The organism is Streptomyces bluensis (assembly GCF_014650715.1).
GTDB classification, from domain to species: domain Bacteria; phylum Actinomycetota; class Actinomycetes; order Streptomycetales; family Streptomycetaceae; genus Streptomyces; species Streptomyces bluensis.
In genome coordinates, this window is sequence record NZ_BMVM01000005.1 from 187,965 (window position 1) to 204,845 (window position 16,881).

At 71.9% G+C, this 16,881-nt stretch carries 16 protein-coding genes and 1 tRNA gene; 12 read left to right on the forward strand and 5 right to left on the reverse strand.

Annotated elements, in window-relative coordinates; all coding sequences use genetic code 11:
• The first annotated feature begins 9 nt into the window (after positions 1-9).
• The 7 genes from IE262_RS15820 (at position 10) to IE262_RS15850 (ending at position 6,292) form a co-directional block, all read left to right on the forward strand.
• Complete coding sequence (locus tag IE262_RS15820) at positions 10-1,401, forward strand: dihydroorotase (protein ID WP_373305056.1); 1,392 nt, start codon at positions 10-12, stop codon at positions 1,399-1,401.
• The gene (locus tag IE262_RS15825) at positions 1,398-1,925 is read left to right on the forward strand and encodes a flavin reductase family protein (protein WP_229877278.1); all 528 of its coding nucleotides are present in this window, start codon (positions 1,398-1,400) and stop codon (positions 1,923-1,925) included. Before IE262_RS15820 ends, IE262_RS15825 begins: the two co-directional genes overlap by 4 nt.
• A gap of 485 nt (positions 1,926-2,410) precedes the next feature.
• Entirely contained in the window at positions 2,411-4,243 is a 1,833-nt protein-coding gene (locus IE262_RS15830; protein ID WP_189874283.1) for a sensor histidine kinase, read from the forward strand.
• Positions 4,244-4,305: 62 nt separating this feature from the next.
• Positions 4,306-4,740 (forward strand): roadblock/LC7 domain-containing protein, encoded by a 435-nt coding sequence (locus tag IE262_RS15835; RefSeq protein WP_134037191.1) that lies wholly within the window; start codon positions 4,306-4,308, stop codon positions 4,738-4,740.
• Positions 4,737-5,111: a DUF742 domain-containing protein gene (locus IE262_RS15840; RefSeq protein WP_189874285.1), complete on the forward strand. Its 375-nt coding sequence runs from the start codon at positions 4,737-4,739 to the stop codon at positions 5,109-5,111. Before IE262_RS15835 ends, IE262_RS15840 begins: the two co-directional genes overlap by 4 nt.
• The gene (locus IE262_RS15845) at positions 5,089-5,688 is read left to right on the forward strand and encodes a GTP-binding protein (RefSeq protein ID WP_189874287.1); all 600 of its coding nucleotides are present in this window, start codon (positions 5,089-5,091) and stop codon (positions 5,686-5,688) included. Before IE262_RS15840 ends, IE262_RS15845 begins: the two co-directional genes overlap by 23 nt.
• Positions 5,689-5,716: 28 nt before the next feature.
• The gene (locus IE262_RS15850; protein WP_134037200.1) at positions 5,717-6,292 is read left to right on the forward strand and encodes a GAF domain-containing protein; all 576 of its coding nucleotides are present in this window, start codon (positions 5,717-5,719) and stop codon (positions 6,290-6,292) included.
• Positions 6,293-6,326: 34 nt separating this feature from the next.
• Here the strand turns inward: IE262_RS15850 and IE262_RS15855 are convergent, their stop codons facing one another.
• Positions 6,327-8,219 carry a DUF2264 domain-containing protein gene (locus tag IE262_RS15855; RefSeq protein ID WP_189874289.1) on the reverse strand — a complete coding sequence of 631 codons (1,893 nt, stop codon included), beginning with the start codon at positions 8,217-8,219 and terminating at the stop codon, positions 6,327-6,329.
• A 340-nt stretch (positions 8,220-8,559) separates the two neighbouring features.
• On the opposite strand from IE262_RS15855, the gene tdh reads away from it, so the two are divergent.
• The 4 genes from tdh (at position 8,560) to IE262_RS15875 (ending at position 12,268) form a co-directional block, all read left to right on the forward strand.
• Positions 8,560-9,588: an L-threonine 3-dehydrogenase gene (gene tdh, locus IE262_RS15860; RefSeq protein ID WP_189874292.1), complete on the forward strand. Its 1,029-nt coding sequence runs from the start codon at positions 8,560-8,562 to the stop codon at positions 9,586-9,588.
• 75 nt (positions 9,589-9,663) lie between these two features.
• Positions 9,664-10,863, forward strand: coding sequence for a glycine C-acetyltransferase (locus tag IE262_RS15865; RefSeq protein WP_189874293.1), 1,200 nt, complete (start codon positions 9,664-9,666; stop codon positions 10,861-10,863).
• 49 nt (positions 10,864-10,912) lie between these two features.
• Complete coding sequence (locus tag IE262_RS15870; protein ID WP_189874295.1) at positions 10,913-11,818, forward strand: LysR family transcriptional regulator; 906 nt, start codon at positions 10,913-10,915, stop codon at positions 11,816-11,818.
• A 90-nt stretch (positions 11,819-11,908) separates the two neighbouring features.
• The gene (locus IE262_RS15875; protein ID WP_134037215.1) at positions 11,909-12,268 is read left to right on the forward strand and encodes an MmcQ/YjbR family DNA-binding protein; all 360 of its coding nucleotides are present in this window, start codon (positions 11,909-11,911) and stop codon (positions 12,266-12,268) included.
• A gap of 1 nt (position 12,269) precedes the next feature.
• Here the strand turns inward: IE262_RS15875 and IE262_RS15880 are convergent, their stop codons facing one another.
• Both IE262_RS15880 and IE262_RS15885 read right to left on the reverse strand, forming a co-directional pair.
• Entirely contained in the window at positions 12,270-13,196 is a 927-nt protein-coding gene (locus IE262_RS15880; protein ID WP_189874297.1) for a transketolase family protein, read from the reverse strand.
• Between the two features lie 55 nt (positions 13,197-13,251).
• Positions 13,252-13,980 (reverse strand): thiamine pyrophosphate-binding protein, encoded by a 729-nt coding sequence (locus IE262_RS15885; protein ID WP_189874299.1) that lies wholly within the window; start codon positions 13,978-13,980, stop codon positions 13,252-13,254.
• A gap of 148 nt (positions 13,981-14,128) precedes the next feature.
• Between IE262_RS15885 and IE262_RS15890 the strand changes: the two genes are divergently transcribed.
• Positions 14,129-14,202 (forward strand) — tRNA-Pro (locus IE262_RS15890).
• 80 nt (positions 14,203-14,282) lie between these two features.
• On the opposite strand, the gene IE262_RS15895 is transcribed toward IE262_RS15890, so the two are convergent.
• The gene (locus IE262_RS15895; protein WP_189874301.1) at positions 14,283-15,809 is read right to left on the reverse strand and encodes an MFS transporter; all 1,527 of its coding nucleotides are present in this window, start codon (positions 15,807-15,809) and stop codon (positions 14,283-14,285) included.
• Positions 15,806-16,720, reverse strand: a complete 915-nt coding sequence (locus tag IE262_RS15900) for a DMT family transporter (protein ID WP_189874303.1) — start codon at positions 16,718-16,720, stop codon at positions 15,806-15,808. The genes IE262_RS15895 and IE262_RS15900 overlap by 4 nt, the downstream gene beginning before the upstream one ends.
• Between the last annotated feature and the right edge of the window lie 161 nt (positions 16,721-16,881).

Consider the following 16,881-nt stretch of genomic DNA (forward strand, 5'->3'; position numbering starts at 1 on the left):
CCCAACGCCGTGAGTACCCCGAATCCCGCTCCCGCCGACCTGATCGTCGAAGGCGGCCGCCTCGTCACCCCCGAAGGCGTCCGGACCGGCACCGTCGTGATCCGTGAAGGCCGCGTCGCGGCCCTGCTCGCGGCAGGGGAGCCCCTGCCGCCGGGCCCGCGCCTCGACGCCCGGGGCCGCTATGTGCTGCCGGGCCTGATCGACTCCCACGTCCACTTCCGCACCCCGGGCCTGGAGTACAAGGAGACGTGGGAGCACGGCAGCCGTGCCGCCCTCGCCGGGGGAGTGACCACCGTCGTCGACATGCCCAACACCCGTCCGCCGTCCCTGGACGAAGCCGGGATCATCGCCAAGGCCGACCGGATCGCCGGCCGTTCCTGGGCCGACTACCGCTTCCACATAGGCGCCGATCCCGACCACCCCGAACTCCTCGCGGACCTCGACCCGCGGACAGCGACCTCCGCGAAGGTGTTCATGGCGGGCCACCACACCGCGCCGGTCGTCTTCCGTGACGGCGAGCAGCTGCGGCGGGCCTTCGCGGCCGCCGCCCGCGGGGGCGTCCGGCTGGTCCTGCACGCCGAGGACCAGCATGTCTTCGACCTCCTCGACGTGGGCTCGGGCGACCCGGACTCCTATGGCCAGTACGAGCCGCACCGGCCGCGCTCCGGCGGCATCGTCGCTGTCGCCCAGGTGGTCCGCCTGGTCCGCGAGTACGGGACGAAGGCGCACATCCTGCATGTGTCCTCGGCTGAGGAGGCCGACCTGCTCACGGCGGCGGCCGCCGAGGGACTGCCCCTCACCTTCGAAGTGACCGGCCACCACCTGTCGTTCACCCACGACGACACCACACGGCGGGGTCCGCGCACTCGGCTCTCCCCGGCCATCCGCGACGGCCGCGACCAGCGGCGCCTCTGGCAGGCCGTACTGCACGGCCAGGCCGCCACCCTCGGCAGCGACCACGCCCCCCACACGGTGGAGGAGAAGAACCGCCCACCCGCGGAAGCGCCCCCCGGACTCCCCGGTGTGCAGGAGCTGGCCACGGCCGTCTGGACCGGGCTGCAGTCACGGGGAGTCGAGCCCGACGAGGCTGCCCTGCATCTGGCCCGGCTCATGGGTGACGGACCCGCCCGCCTCTTCGACCTGCCCGGCAAGGGCCGGCTGGAGCCGGGGGCGGACGCCGACCTGGCGCTGCTGGACCCGTCCGAGCGCTGGCAGTTCTCCGGGCGCGACGTGATGTCGCTGTGCGGCTGGTCGGCGTACGAGGGCTGGACCTTCACCGGTCGCTTCACCACCACGGTGAAGGCGGGACGTGTCGCCTGGGACATCCGTACCGGGTTCGCCGGCCGTCCGCAGGGCCACTGGCTGCAGGGTGCGGCCCGCTCACTGGAGGCGGCCCGATGACCGGAACCCTCCTCGCGCCCCAGCCCGCTCGCGGCACCGCGACCGACCTGGCCGAGTCCTTCCGGGCGGCGATGTCCGCCCTGGCGGCACCCGTCACCATCGTCACGTGCTACGACGACCGGGGCACCCCACGCGGTCTGACGGCCAGCGCCGTGTCGTCCCTGTCGCTGAGTCCGCCGCTGTTCCTCGTCTGCATCGACCGGGGCTCCCGTACCCACGATGCGCTGACCAATGCCGACGCCTTCGCCGTGCACCTCCTCGGCCCGGGCGACGAGCACCTCGTCCGGCGGTTCACGCGACCGGCCGAGCAGCGCTTCGACGACGTCGCGCTGGCGGCGGACGCGCATCCGGCACCCGTCCTCCGTGACGTCAGCCTGACCCTGCGGTGCGTGCGGCACGACATCCTGGAAGGAGGGGACCACACGATTCTGGTGGGCCGGGTCACCGGTGTGGACGGCGAACCCGCCCACGCGGGCGGCCTGGTATGGCACCGAAGGGGTTTCGCCCACGCGCGGCGCCCATGACCCGACGCCGCCCTCTCACTTCGAACGGGTGGTCGGCTCACCGCCGAAGACAGTCCGCTCACCACAAAGGGTGATGTCTCCGAAGGGATCTCCGCGGACACCGGAGCGTCGTAAGCCGCTCCCGCCGGATGGAATTCCCGATCAGTTTCCGATGGCCGAGGGTCGCATCGACCTCGGCCATCGCTGTTTGTTCTCGACCGCCTCTGACCAGCTTCGATCGATTCAATTCTGTATCAGGAGCGGATGTCCGAAGGTTTATCGGCCTGTCGTACGACGTCTCATACCAGGGCGGGAACCTTTGCCCGGGTCTTTGTCAACTGCACACCGCACGTGACGCGTTGGCGACTACTGTGAGTCGCCGTCGCGCGACGCAGGACTGAGTTCTCCGGTCTTCGGTTCTCTCGACCGGCACGCGATGGCGCATGCCCGGGTCGCGCAGACGCGGGAGCCCCCCACGCACCCGACGCACCAGTACAAGGACACCGATGTCTCAGCTCCGCGCACCGACCGCCCGGTCCGACCGCCGTGAGGGCGGCCGGCACGGACGACCGGTCGCCCGCACCGCCCCCTCGCCGCCCGAGACGCCGATACGGCCACAACTGCTGCGCCTGGCCGTCCTGCCGCCCATCGCGGTGGCGCTCAGCGCCTGCGCGGCCGTGCTCTTCACCGTCCGCTCCACCGGAGCACGCCCCAGCCCCATCCTGTGGGCCGTGCTCGCCGGAGCCGTCGGGGTCACCCTCGCGGGCATCGTGATCGCCGCCGTGGCCGCCGACCGCGCCGCGAAGTCCGTGAGCGAACGCCTCGGCGCACTGCGCCGCACCAGCGCCCGCGGTGAGGCCGACCTGCGCACCCTCGTCGAGGCGCTGCGCCGGGGCGAGGGCCCGCCCGAGCGGGCGGCGCGCGGCGAACCGGCCACGGACGCCGACGAGTTCGAGCTGCTCGCCGCGGACCTCGCGCACGCCCACGACGCCGCCGTCACCGCGGTCGTCCAGGCCTCCCGGCTCTCCAGCCAGGCCGGCAGCGAACAGAAGGTCGAGGTCTTCGTCAACCTCGCCCGGCGCCTGCAGTCCCTGGTGCACCGCGAGATCTCGATCCTCGACGAGCTGGAGAACGACATCGAGGACCCCGAGCTGCTCAAGGGACTCTTCCACGTCGACCACCTCGCCACCCGCACCCGCCGGCACGCCGAGAACCTCGCCGTGCTCGGCGGCGCCGTCTCCCGCCGCCAGTGGAGCAACCCGGTCCCCATGACCGAGGTGCTGCGCTCCGCCATCGCGGAGGTCGAGCAGTACTCACGGGTCAAGCTGGTGCCGCCCATCGACGGCACCCTGCGCGGGCACGCGGTCGCCGACGTCATCCATCTGCTGGCCGAACTCGTCGAGAACGCCACGGTGTTCTCCGCCCCCCACACCCAGGTCCTGCTGCGCGCCAACATCGTCACCTCCGGCCTCGCCGTCGAGGTCGAGGACCGCGGTCTCGGTATGCCGGTGACGGAGCAGAACAAGATGAACACCCTGCTCGCCGACCCGGACCAGGTGAACGTCGCGAGCCTCCTCCAGGACGGCCGCATCGGCCTGTTCGTGGTCTCGCAACTCGCCCGGCGACACGGCATCCACGTCCGGTTGCAGACCAACATCTACGGCGGCGTCCAGGCCGTGCTCATCGTCCCCCAGGGACTGCTCGGCACGGAGCCGGGCACCTCCGGCGACGTACCGCAGCAGCAGCAGCCGCAGCCACAGCCCCGGCCTGCGGCCACCCAGCCGCAGCAGCACCGGCCCGCTTCCACCGGTCAGGGCGCCACCCACGCCCTACCACGACAGCAGACACCGGCCGGCCCCAGCGGCGGCCCGAGCCGGCTGCCCGTGCGCGACACCCGCCAGGAGCGGCCCACCCCGGCCGACGCCCCGCCCGGCATCCGCCCCGACGACCGGCGGGCCCTCCTGGAGAACACCACGACACCCCCCGTCCCACGCACCGGCGCGGTCCCCGGCACCACGGGCAAGCCCCAGCTGCCCCGGCGGCGCGCCCAGGAGCACATGGCGCCCCAGCTCCGGGGCGGCCCCGTGCCCACGGCCCGCCAGGACCCCGACCACTACGTCGGCCACGACCCCGGTCTGATGGCGGCCTTCCAACGAGGGATCGGCCTGGCGGAGGCCCACCCCATGGACCCGGCGCACACGGACCCGACGCCCCTGGACGCGGCCCACCAGAGCGATGCGCGCACAGCGCCCCCGCCCCGCGAGGGGCACGGGACGCGGGAGTCCGCTCCCGGACACGACCTCACCGCCCGGCACGACGGGAGCACACCGACCGGATGACCGCATCCCTGCCCACCCCCTCCGCTCCCGCGGACCCTCGTACCCCAAGGAGTCGATCCACCATGGCAAGCGACGCCCCGACCGGCCATGTCTCCGATCTCGACTGGCTGATGAGCGGCCTCGTGCAGCGCGTACCGCACACCACGAGCGCCGTGCTGCTCTCCTGCGACGGGCTCGTGAAGTCGGTCCACGGCCTCGACCCGGACAGCGCCGACCACATGGCCGCGCTGGCCTCCGGCCTCTACTCCCTCGGCCGCAGCGCGGGGGTCCGCTTCGGGGACGGCGGCGACGTGCGCCAGGTCGTCGTCGAACTCGACTCGACCCTGCTGTTCGTCTCCACGGCCGGCTCCGGCACCTGCCTCGCCGTCATGGCCGGACGCGAGGCCGACGCCGCGGTGCTCGGCTACGAGATGGCGATGCTGGTCAAGAGCGTCCGCCCGTACCTGATGACACCGCCCAGGCAGCCCGCCGTCGAACCCTCGGCGTTGAGGCCTTGAGCGCGGCCGCGGTCGGCGACGGGCCCTGGCTCGACGCCGCGGCCGGACGGCTGGTGCGTCCCTACACGGTCAGCGACGGCCGGACCAGGCCGACCGCCACGCTCGACCTCCTGACGCAGGTGATGGCCACCGGAACCCTCCCCCTCGGCTACCTCGGCCCCGAGCACGCCCAGGCACTCGACCTGTGCCGGGCACCCGTCTCGGTCGCCGAGATCGCCGCGCACCTGAAGCTGCCGGCGGCGGTCACCAAGGTGCTCCTGTCCGACCTGGTCGACTGCGGGGCCCTCACCGAGAGGCCCCCGGTCTTCCACCACCCCACAGACCGGTCTCTTCTGGAGGCAGTGCTCGATGGACTACGACGACAGCTCTGATCCCTTCCCCACCGCACTCAAAATCCTGGTGGCGGGCGGGTTCGGAGTCGGCAAGACGACTTTCGTCGGCGCGGTGAGCGAGATCGCGCCGCTCAGCACGGAGGAGCTGCTCACCACGGTCAGCGCCGCGACCGACAGCCTCGACGGAATCGAGAACAAGGTCGAGACGACCGTGGCCATGGACTTCGGCCGCATCACCCTCGACCCGGAACACGTGCTCTACCTGTTCGGCACCCCCGGCCAGCAGCGGTTCTGGTTCATGTGGGACGAACTCTCCGACGGCGCGCTCGGCGCGGTCATCCTCGCCGACACCCGCCGTCTGGAGGACTGTTTCGCCGCCGTCGACTTCTTCGAGCAGCGCGGCCTCCCCTTCGTCGTCGCGGTCAACGAGTTCGACGGCTCGTTCCGCTACGACCCGGCGGAGGTACGCGCGGCGATCGACCTCGGCCCCGAGATCCCGGTCGTGTGCTGCGACGCCCGGATCTCCAGTTCCGGAGTGCAGACCCTGCTCACCCTGGTCGGCCACCTCCTCGCTCATACGTCCCCGCACGCTCGAAGCCACGGAGCCCACACATGAGGGACGACATGAGCGGTGGAGTACGGCCATGAGCTACCACCCGGGCCGTCCGCCCGGCCGGCTGCTGCTGACCCCCGAGGACCGGGACGCCCCCGAGCGCGTACGACGGCTGCGCCTGCTGGGCCTCGGCGTACACCCGGAGCCCGGCCCCGGCTCCGGCTTCGACGGATTCGCGCAGCGGCTCGCGGAGGTCGCCTCGGCGCCGTACGCGATGGTCACCTTCGTCGACGAGCACCGGCAGTTCTTCGCCGGACTGCACACGCCCGACGGCATCCTCGTCGAAGCGGAAGGCGCGAAGACCATGGCGTCCCGCCATATGCCCCGCGAGTTCGGCTTCTGCCCCCATGTGGTGGTCCGACGCAAGGCACTGGTCCTGGAGGACGTCAGTGAGTACCCGCGGTTCGCCGGAAACCCGATCGTGGACGAGGTCGGCATCCGCTCCTACCTCGGCGCCCCGCTCGTCGACCGCACGGGCATCGCCCTGGGCACGGTCTGCGCCGCCGACGTCACCCCGCGCCGGTGGGGACGGGCCGGCCTGGAGACCATCAAGGCGATGGCCGCCGAACTGGTCGAGCAGCTCGAACGCCGGGAGCCGTGTCTCTAGACCCCAGCTCTGCTCAGGGAGCCGGACTCCGTGGTCATTCCGTCATGAACCGTACGACGACGGTGTCCCCTTCGGGGAAGGTGATCCGCGCCTCGTCCTCCTCCACCGCACAGCCCACCGACTCCCGCAGCGCCTGAGGATGGACGGTGTCCCGGGTCAGCACGAGCAGCGTGACGAAGATTCCACTGCCGCCGGGCAGACCGGCGCCGCACCGCAGGTACGGCGTCGCGGAGTGCGCGCCGAACGCGTTGGCCTCCACCTCTCGTGCGATGCCCGTGTCCTCGTCCCAGCCGTGGAGGGCGACCATCGCGCTGTTGAGTCCGTGCGCGGTCCGTACCAGCGCCCAGCCCGCACCCCGCTCGGCCGACGGCCGGTTCCGGTCCGCGACCGCGTACCCGCCCTCCCGGACCGCCGCACCCGCCGGGGCGTGCACCCGGTGCACCCGGACCTCCCACGGCCCCCGCAGCACGCTCGTCGTCTCGACCGGGAACGTGTCCTCCCTGCCCGGCAGTTGAGCGTCGTACCGGGACGCCGCCATCCGTCCGGCGCACCGCAGGGGCCGGATCCGGCGCCGTCGCGAGGGCGTACCGTCCGGCGCGAGGAGCGCCAGATGGCCGTCCACGTTGCGCTCCCGCGCGTGCGTCCCCGCCTCGGGCGCCGTCGCCGTCGAGTAGCCGAACCGGCTGGCGTGCGGATCGTCGTCGGCGGGATCCTGCGGCGAGCTGCCGTGGTTGACGAGCCGTACGATCCCGTCGTGCCGGGTGCCGTGCAGCAGCCAGCCAGGGGCCGGGAGCGCCGTGTACTGGTCGGACACCTCGACGGGCAGCGGCTGCTCGCGCTCCCGCCACACCGGGTGCCCGGCGGGCAGCAGCAACCCCAGGAAGGCGGTGCTCGCCCAGTACGGCGAGCCCGGCCCCGCTGACGCCCCCGTCGCGGGCAGGAACGTGCCGTACCAGCCGAGCGGCAGCAGCCCGCGCTCGTCGGGCGCGCCCCGCTCCACGAAGTGCCGTACGGTCCCCGAGGCCAGACGCCGGGTCAGCCCCGGGGCCAGGGGCGTGCAGCCCGCCAGGGCGCCCAGCCACACGGGGGCGGTCGCGGCGAAACGGTACGTCAAGGAGCGTCCGTGGTGGACGGGGGCGCCGTCCGCGCCGAAGAACTGCGGGTAGGAGGCCAGGAACTCGGCCAGCCGCCTGCGGTAGACGCGGCCGCGCCCTCCGTCGTCGCCGCCCGCGATACGGCACCACAGCAGCGGATACAGGTGCAGACACCAGGCGTTGTGGTAGTCGAACGTGCGGCCGTCGCCGTCGGAGTACCAGCCGTCGCCGACGTACCAGTCCTCGATGCGGTCGAGGCCGGCCTCGATGTCCTCCTGCCGGTACGGCGCCCCGACCGACGCCAGGAACTGCTCGGCGACCACCTGGAAGAGCCGGCCGTGGTCGTCCACGGTACGGCGCCCCACGAAGCCCCACAGCCAGTCCACGATCTGCTCCTGGGCCTCGGGCGGCAGCCGGTCCCAGATCCATGTGCGGGTCTCGTGCAGGCCGAGCGCGATGGCGGCCGCCTCAGCCATCTGCGGCGAGCAGTCGGTGAGTTCGGGCCATGCCTCGCCGCTGTCACGGTCCGAGCCCGTGGTCAGGCCCCGCACGTACCGTTCGGTGAGACGGGGATCGACGGCCCCGCCGGCTCCCGCGATCCGGAAGGAGGCCAGCAGGAACGAGCGGGCGAAGCCTTCGAGCCCGTCCGCGACCACACCCGACGTCGAGCCGCGGCCGGGCAGCCGGTACTGCGCGAAGCCGGGTGTCGCGTACGGGAACAGGGCTTCGAGTTGCCGGTCGGCGAGCGCCTCCCAGTGCTCGCGGGTCCAGCCGGTGAACGGGGAAAGGACACGGTCGGTGGGCGGCAGGGCCATGTGCGGTGCGGGCAGCATGACGGTGTTTCGGCTCCTTGGCAGTGGGGGTGCCGGGACGGGGTGGTGCCTGGTCGGGGTGGTGACTCTCACGGGGATACGGCGAGCGGCGGCGAGGGGATCAATACCCTCGCGCGCCTCGTGCACCGCAACGGCGCCCACAGCCCTGGGCGTGAAGGAAAGCTGCGGCGGCGCTTAAGAAAACCTCGATGGACCGGGGCGCGAGCGTACGGCAGATTTCCTACGGGTTTCCCCGGGGTCGCTCAGATCCCTCCCTCTCTTCCACGAGATCACACCCCCTCCCCGGTCCGGGCTTCTTCGGCATGCCCGGCTCCGGGGTCTCACCCACAGGAGCCGTAGCGTGAAGGCGCTGGTCAAGGAGAAGGCGCAGCCCGGGCTGCGGCTCGCGGACGTCCCGCAACCCGAGGCGGGTCCGGGCGATGTACTGATCAAGGTCCTCAGAACCGGGATCTGCGGGACCGACCTGCACATCCGCAACTGGGACGGCTGGGCGCGGCAGACCATCCGCACCCCGCTCGTGATCGGCCACGAATTCGTGGGCGAGGTCGTCGGGACGGGTCGCGACGTCACCGACATCAAGGCCGGCGACCGGGTCAGCGGTGAGGGCCACCTGGTGTGCGGCAAGTGCCGCAACTGCCTCGCCGGACGCCGGCACCTGTGCCGTGCCACGGTCGGGCTCGGCGTCGGACGGGACGGCGCCTTCGCCGAGTACGTGGCGCTGCCCGCGTCCAACGTGTGGGTGCACCGGGTGCCCGTGGACCTCGATGTGGCGGCGATCTTCGACCCGTTCGGCAACGCCGTGCACACCGCGCTCTCCTTCCCGCTGGTCGGCGAGGACGTGCTGATCACCGGAGCCGGCCCGATCGGACTGATGGCCGCCGCCGTGGCACGGCACGCCGGTGCCCGCAACGTCGTCGTCACCGATGTGAGCGAGGAGCGGCTGGACCTCGCGCGCAAGATCGGCGTCGACCTCGCGCTGAACGTGTCGGGCGCCCGGATCGCCGACGGACAGAGGCAGTTGGGGCTGCGCGAGGGCTTCGACATAGGGCTGGAGATGTCCGGCCGCCCCGAGGCGCTGCGCGACATGATCGCCAACATGACGCACGGCGGCCGCATCGCGATGCTCGGGCTGCCCACGGGGGAGTTCCCGGTGGACTGGGCGCGGATCGTCACCTCCATGATCACGATCAAGGGTATCTACGGCCGGGAGATGTTCGAGACCTGGTACGCGATGTCGGTCCTGCTGGAGGGCGGACTGGACCTGGCCCCGGTGATCACCGGCCGGTACGACTACCGCGACTTCGAGACGGCGTTCGACGACGCGGCGAGCGGCCGCGGCGGCAAGGTCATCCTCGACTGGACTGCTTGATTTCTGGCTCGGTTCGCCTCCGGGGCGCTCAAGCCCCGTCGGCTCACTCGCCCACCGCACCCTAGGGAGCCCTCGATGTTCGACTCTGTACGCGCCGATGTGCGCGCCACCCTCGACGAGATCCGCGCCGCCGGCCTGCACAAGCCCGAGCGTGTCATCGGTACACCGCAGTCCGCGACCGTCGGCGTCACCGCGGGCGGCCGCCCCGGCGAGGTGCTCAACTTCTGCGCGAACAACTACCTCGGCCTCGCCGACCACCCCGAGGTCGTCGCCGCCGCCCACCGGGCGCTCGACCGCTGGGGCTACGGCATGGCCTCCGTGCGCTTCATCTGCGGAACGCAGGAGGTGCACAAGGAACTGGAGGCACGGCTGTCGGCGTTCCTCGGCCAGGAGGACACGATCCTTTACTCCTCCTGCTTCGACGCCAACGGAGGCGTCTTCGAGACCCTGCTGGGCCCCGAGGACGCGGTGATCTCCGACGCGCTCAACCACGCCTCGATCATCGACGGCATCCGTCTGTCGAAGGCCCGCCGCTTCCGCTACGCCAACCGCGACCTGGCCGAGCTGGAACAGCGGTTGAAGGAGGCGGCCGAGGGCGGCGCCCGGCGCAAGCTGATCGTCACCGACGGCGTGTTCTCCATGGACGGCTATGTGGCGCCCCTGCGCGAGATCTGCGACCTCGCCGACCGGCACGACGCGATGGTCATGGTCGACGACTCGCACGCCGTCGGCTTCGTCGGTCCAGGCGGCCGAGGCACGCCCGAACTGCACGGCGTCATGGACCGCGTCGACATCGTCACGGGCACCCTCGGCAAGGCCCTGGGCGGCGCGTCCGGCGGGTACGTCGCCGCACGCGCCGAGATCGTCGCCCTGCTGCGCCAGCGCTCCCGGCCGTACCTCTTCTCGAACACCCTCGCCCCGGTGATCGCGGCGGCCTCGCTGAAGGTGCTCGACCTGCTGGAATCGGCGGACGACCTGCGGGTCCGGCTCGCCGGGAACACCGCGCTGTTCCGCAGCCGGATGACCGAGGAGGGCTTCGACATACTCCCCGGCGACCACCCGATCGCACCCGTCATGATCGGCGACGCGGCGGTGGCCGGGCGCATGGCCGAGCTGCTTCTGGAACGCGGGGTGTACGTGATCGGCTTCTCGTACCCGGTCGTCCCGCAGGGCCAGGCCCGCATCCGGGTGCAGCTGTCGGCCGCGCACTCGACGGAGGACGTGCACCGTGCGGTGGACGCGTTCGTGGCGGCGCGGGCGGAACTCGGGCTCTGAGCGGCACCGGGTTCCCGACCGACCCGGAGCAGCTGGGAGAATCGGTCGCATGATCGAAGCACGGCGGCTGCACATCCTCCGCGCGGTGGCCGACCACCGGACGGTGACCGCGGCCGCCGCAGCGCTGTACCTCACCCCGTCGGCCGTCTCCCAGCAGCTCACCGCCCTGGAGCAGGAGACCGGCCACCGGCTGGTCGAGCGCGGTGCGAAGGGAGTACGGCTGACGCCCGCCGGTGAGATCCTGCTCGCCCACACCCACGCGGTCCTCGCCCAGCTGGAGCGAGCGGAGGCGGAGCTGGCCGCGTACCGCTCCGGGGCGGCCGGCACGGTCACCGTCGCCTCCTTCGCGACCGGCATCGTCCTCGTCGTCGCCCCGGCGCTGACGCGCCTGGCCGCCACGGCCCCGGGGATCCGCGTCCACGTCCAGGACGCCGAGGGCGACGCCAGCCTGCCCATGGTGCTGGACCGTCAGGTCGACATCGCGGTCGCCGTCGAGTACCGGGGCTCCCCCGACGCGGACGACCCGCGCCTCACCCACGTTCCGCTGTACGCCGAGCCCTTCGACGCCGTCGTCCCGGTCACCCACCGCCTGGCCGACACCGCCGAGGTCCCGCTCGCGGAGCTGGCCAAGGACCCATGGATCGGCCCCTACCCGGGTAATCCCTGCCACGACGTCGTGGTCCTGGCCTGCGAGAACGCCGGGTTCCAGCCCCGCCTCCAGCACTCCTCGGACGACTTCCGCGCGGTCGTCGCCCTGGCCTCGGCCGACGCGGGCGTCGCCCTCGTGCCGCGCTCGGCCCTGCACGGCATGGACCTCACCGGAGTCGTCGTCCGCCCCGTCGACGGCACAGCGCCCACACGCCGGGTCTTCGCCGCCGTGCGCCGGGGCGCGGAGGGACATCCGCTGATCCGCCCCGTACTGGAAACCCTGGGTGAGGCGGCAGCCATGGGGTGAACGGTCCGTGGGGCAGCACATCCGGTCCTCGACGGGGCGCAGGTGACGCTCTCCGGTTGGTTGTCAGTGGCGCCCGCTACCGTGCGTCTCATGCTGGATGCCGAAGACGTGCGACGTATCGCCCTCTCCCTGCCGGACACGACGGAGAAGATCGCCTGGAGCATGCCCACGTTCCGGGTGGCGGGGAAGATGTTCGCCACGCTGCCCGAGGACGAGACCTCCATCGCCGTGCGCTGCCCCAAGGTGGAGCGGGACGAGCTGGTCCTGGCCGAACCGGACAAGTTCTGGATCGCCGACCACGAGGCGGGCTTCGCCTGGGTTCGGGTCCGGCTGGCCGCCCTGGAGGACGGGACCGAGCTGCGCGACATCCTCGCCGACTCCTGGCGGCAGGCGGCACCGCCACGGCTGCTGGAGGCGCATCCGGGACTGGGGCTGCCGGTGGCGGACTGAGTCAGCGGACGTGGACCGCCGCCGCCCCCAGGAACCCCGTGATCCGCTCCCGCAGCGACCCGGCGTCGAGACCGTGCGCGGACACGTGCTCCTCGACCGTCCCGTACCGCCGCAGTTCCCGGCGCCCGACCCCGAGGCCCAGCACCCGGTGCGGGACGTCGGCGAGTGCGTCGTTCGCGGCGGCCGTGGAGGTACCGGCCAGGTACGGCTCGACGAGAACCACCTCCGCTCCGGCCGCCTCCGTGGCACGGCGCAGCGCGGCGGCGTCGAAGGGGCGCACGGTGGTGGCGTACAGGACGGTGACGTCGAGCCCCTCCGTGGCGGCGAGTACGGCGTCGAGCAGCGGCCCGACGGCGACGACCACGCCGCCGCGCCCTTCGCGGACGGTGAGGAACCGGGCCCCGTCGACCGGGAGGCCCCGCTCGTTCGCCTGCACGGACAGCCGCACGTACACCTTGTCCGCCTTGTTGCCGCCCGGGCCCACCGCATGCCGCAGCAGGGTCTCCGCCTCGTCGGGGTGCCCCGGGACGTGTACGGTCCAGCCGTCCAGCGTGTCCAGCAGGGCCACATCGCCGGGTGCCATATGGGTGAAGCCCCCGGCGGGCCAGTCGAACGACGCGGCGGCACTGACCAGCACAGCGCCCACGTCCTGGTGACCCAGATCCAGCTTGACCTGCTCGAAGGGCCGCTCCACGAGGAAGCTGGCGAAGGTGTGCACCACGGGCCGCATCCCGGTCAGTGCCAGTCCCGCACCGGCCCCGACCAGCAGCTGTTCGCGAATACCCACATTGATCACTCGATCCGGATGCCGGTGCCGCGCATCCTCGAACCCGTCCTTGCCGATCTCGGCGAGGACGACCGCGACCCGCGGGTCCTCGTCGAGCAGCCGGGAGACGACCGGGGCGAAGCGGTCACGCATGGTGTCCATGAGGGGGTTCCTTTTCCGTGTGTGAAGACCGAATGGAGGTGGCGGAGCGTCTGCCTCAGGCGTTCTTGGGCTCGACGCGGGCGACGACCACGCGGGGCCGGCCCGGATGCGGTGCCGTGAAGGCGGCGTACAACGCCTCGTGATCACGCCCGTCGACGGTCTCGGCGGACCAGCCGGCCGCCTCGAACCGCGCGGCGATGCCGCCCGGCAGCGCGTGGCTTGCGGAGGCGTTGTCGACGACGACGGTGTGCAGCCGGTCGAGTCCGGCCGGCCCGGCGTACGCGATCGCCTCGTGATTGCTGCCCTCGTCCAGCTCGGCGTCCCCGATCAGTACCCAGACGCTGGGCGCGTGGAGCCCCTGGGCCCGCAGCCCCAGCGCCGTACCGACCGCGAGGGGCAGCCCGTGCCCGAGTGACCCGCTGCCGATCTCGGCGCCCGGCACCAGGACCCGGTCCGGGTGGTGGCCGAGCGGAGAGTCGTACGAACCGAACTCCGGCAGCCACTCGACGGGCAGGAACCCCTTGGCCGCGAGCACCGCGTAGTACGCCATGGGCCCGTGCCCCTTGGACAACAGGAACCGGTCCCGCTCCGGATCCTCCGCGCGCTCCGGCCCGACCCGCAGCACCCGGTCGTAGAGCACCCACAACACGTCCAGCGTGGAGGTGGCCGCCGGGCCGTGCTTCTCGTCCCCCGTCATCATCCCCATCAGGCGGGACAGGTCCGTGTACCCGTAGCGCTCGTGCGTGCCCGCGTGTGTGTATCCGTGTTCCGCTGTGATCGACATACGAGCATCGTGCAACCTCAACCGAACTTCAGGTCAAGTGCCGCCTCGCGTGTCCGCCCGCGAAGAAACGCGTGCGCGACCACGGGCTTGAGTGCGGTATGGTTTCTGTGCACGTTGGGCCCGGGGAAACCCCAGGTCAGGCGGGCAACGGGACGTGGCGCAGCTTGGTAGCGCACTTGACTGGGGGTCAAGGGGTCGCAGGTTCAAATCCTGTCGTCCCGACCGTGCGAAGGGTCTTCGCAGGCGAGAGCCTGTGAGGGCCCTTTTCGTATGGTCACGACGTTTGCTCGCCTGCCGCCGGTTCAGTCCTCCCGTTCGCCGGGTGCGCGCAGGGATTTCTCGATCCGCTGGGTGGATGCCTCCGCGGTGGCCACGTCACGTGGATAGCTGCGCATCGCCACCAGCCCGAGCAGACCGGCGGCGACCAGGGTGAGCAGGAAGAACAGCAGCGTGTATTCCAGGGCTGTGCCGCTGTCGCCGCCGTGGCCGGCGAAGACGGTGGTCGAGAAGTAGCCGAACAGGGTGGGTGCGGCGGCCTCGCACAGGGTGCGCAGCATGGTGCGTACCCCTTCGCCCGTGCCCCACAGCAGCGGCGGGAGGATGTCGAGCCGCGCGGCGTCCAGGGGCGGGTTCGCCGCACCCAGCAGCAACGTGCCGACCATCAGCAGGGGCAGGGCCACGGCCAGGGAGGTGGTGTAGAGGGCTGATGCGATGAAGACCGGAACCGTCAGCATGCAGACGGTGGGGACCAGGGCCCGGGCGTTGACGCGTCCGCCGCTCAGGAGCCGGTCGGCGATCCGGCCCCCGGACAGGACACCGCCCAGCGCTCCCACGCCCACGACGAGCGCCAGGGAGGTGGCCACCGAGGTGGAGAGTCCGTAGTGGTCGGTGGTGTACAGGGTGGCGAACGAGCGCAGCCCGGTGAAGTAGAAGTAGCCGAGCGCGGACGCCATGATGAGGACCACGTTGGTGCGCACCCGCAGGACATAGCGGACCGACCACCACTTGGACGCCTCGCGGGGATCCGAGTCCAGCACGAGGTGCTCGTGGGGTTCGACCCGTGCACGCCTTGCTGCCTCCCCGGCGGGATCGCCGTCCTGCCGGCCGGCTCCCGGCGGCTGTGCCGTCTGCTGAGGTTCGCCTCGTTCCCCGCCCTCGGGCACCTCCCGCTCGTCGCGGGTGTGCTCCTGATCGCCGGCCGGGCGGGACTGCCCGCCTCGCGCGGGTTCGGGCAGGCGGCGCAGGAACCACACCAGCGCACTGCCGGGGATGACCAGCCACCAGAAGGCGAAGCGCCAGGTGAGGAAGGACCCGATGGAACCGGAGAGGGCGAAGCCGAGTCCCGTGCCGACCAGCTCCCCGGCGAGCACGAGGCCGTACATGCGGGCCCGCTCCTTGATGGGGAAGTAGTCGCCCATCAACGAGGCGATGGTGGGGCCGGCGGTGGCGCTGACCGCGCCCAGTGCCGCGCGCGAGGACAGCAGCCACCCGTAGGAGGGGCTGGCGCCGGCCAGGATCATCGCCGCGACCCACAGCGTCACACTGAGGGCGAGCAGCCGGGTGCGCCGGGTGCGGTCGGCGAGCAGGCCCACAGGAATGGTGAACACCGCGCCGGACAGCGCCACGACGGACACCAGCAGTCCGATCTGGATGTTGTTGATGCCGAACGTGTCCCTCAGCTGGGGAGCCATGGCCGACACGGCGCCCTTGTCCGCGCCGTCCACCGCCAGGGTGGCGGCCAGTGTCGACACGACCCTGGCGCGCGCCCGACCGCCCACGGCCCGTATGCCCCGGTCGAACAGGGCCCGCGCCGGCTCCGGCCCCTTCATCGGTTCCTCACCTGCGGTGCGGCCCTGTCGTCCTGCTCCTCAGGGGCGGCGTTCTTGCCGTGGCCGGACTCATCGGTGAGCAGCGGGGAGCGCGACAGCATCATCACCGCCGCCGCGGCCGCCGCGGCGGCCAGGACGGCCAGCAGGATGAACAGCCCGCCGCGCACCCTCTCCTGGAAGACCAGCGTCCCCCACAGGATGGCGACCACCGGATCGGCCATGGTCAGGCCGGGCTGGGTGACCAGCAACCGGCCCGCGTGCATCGCCGACTGCAACAGGAACATCGCACACCCGCCCGTGGCGCACATGGCCCACAGCTGCCAGCTGGTGAGCAGGGCGGCCAGGCCGTGGGAAAAGGTGTTCGTCATGCCTTTCATCAGGGCGGCGGTCAGCCCGAAAGCGCATCCGGTGGTCGCCCCCAGAACGGCTGCCCGGCGGGAGCCCGACACGCCCCGCGCCCACAGCACACCGGCCGCGATCACCAGGGCGTTGACTCCGCAGCCGGTCAGCCACTCCACCCACGAGACGGACGACACCTTTCCGCGGGTCGGCCTCAGCGCGATGATCAGTCCGGCCACGCCCGCCGCCATCACCGCCGACGCCAGCCACTCCCGTCGGCCCAGCCGGCCCCCGAGGAGAAACCTGGCCAGGATCAACGCCGTGGGCAATTCCAGGGTGAGCAGCGGTTGCACCACGGAGATCTGGCCGGACCCCAGGGCGGTGGCCTGCAGCAGGAAACTCGCGATGATCGTCAGGAACCCGCCCAGCCACACCGGACGGTGCAGCAGGTGCCACACCAGGCGCAGGCTCAGGTTCTCTTCCGCGGGCTCGTCGCGCGCGGCCTTGCGCTGCAGTGCGGAGGCCAGGGCGTTGCAGACGGCCGCCAGCACGGCCAGCAGCGGGCTAAGCATGACGCCACCCGGCGGAAACGGCTGGTGACAGCAACCGGCGCCCGCCTCGGGACAGGGTGGTCGGGAAAGAAGGCCACATCCCCTGAGTGGCCGATATGTGCCTTTTCACACTGTTATGGGGGTCGACCGCCCGTATGTTCGACTCTGGGCCTCGGCTCCGT

Bases quoted from the DNA above. Each gene is read 5' to 3' on its own strand.
- IE262_RS15830 (WP_189874283.1), top strand. From the start codon at position 2,411: ATGTCTCAGCTCCGCGCACCGACCGCCCGGTCCGACCGCCGTGAGGGC.
- IE262_RS15900 (WP_189874303.1), bottom strand. From the start codon at position 16,720: ATGCTTAGCCCGCTGCTGGCCGTGCTGGCGGCCGTCTGCAACGCCCTG.
- IE262_RS15880 (WP_189874297.1), bottom strand. From the start codon at position 13,196: ATGGACACCATGCGTGACCGCTTCGCCCCGGTCGTCTCCCGGCTGCTC.
- IE262_RS15850 (WP_134037200.1), top strand. From the start codon at position 5,717: ATGAGCTACCACCCGGGCCGTCCGCCCGGCCGGCTGCTGCTGACCCCC.
- IE262_RS15875 (WP_134037215.1), top strand. From the start codon at position 11,909: ATGCTGGATGCCGAAGACGTGCGACGTATCGCCCTCTCCCTGCCGGAC.
- IE262_RS15870 (WP_189874295.1), top strand. From the start codon at position 10,913: ATGATCGAAGCACGGCGGCTGCACATCCTCCGCGCGGTGGCCGACCAC.
- IE262_RS15895 (WP_189874301.1), bottom strand. From the start codon at position 15,809: ATGAAGGGGCCGGAGCCGGCGCGGGCCCTGTTCGACCGGGGCATACGG.
- IE262_RS15885 (WP_189874299.1), bottom strand. From the start codon at position 13,980: ATGTCGATCACAGCGGAACACGGATACACACACGCGGGCACGCACGAG.
- IE262_RS15855 (WP_189874289.1), bottom strand. From the start codon at position 8,219: ATGCTGCCCGCACCGCACATGGCCCTGCCGCCCACCGACCGTGTCCTT.
- IE262_RS15835 (WP_134037191.1), top strand. From the start codon at position 4,306: ATGGCAAGCGACGCCCCGACCGGCCATGTCTCCGATCTCGACTGGCTG.
- IE262_RS15865 (WP_189874293.1), top strand. From the start codon at position 9,664: ATGTTCGACTCTGTACGCGCCGATGTGCGCGCCACCCTCGACGAGATC.
- IE262_RS15825 (WP_229877278.1), top strand. From the start codon at position 1,398: ATGACCGGAACCCTCCTCGCGCCCCAGCCCGCTCGCGGCACCGCGACC.
- IE262_RS15845 (WP_189874287.1), top strand. From the start codon at position 5,089: ATGGACTACGACGACAGCTCTGATCCCTTCCCCACCGCACTCAAAATC.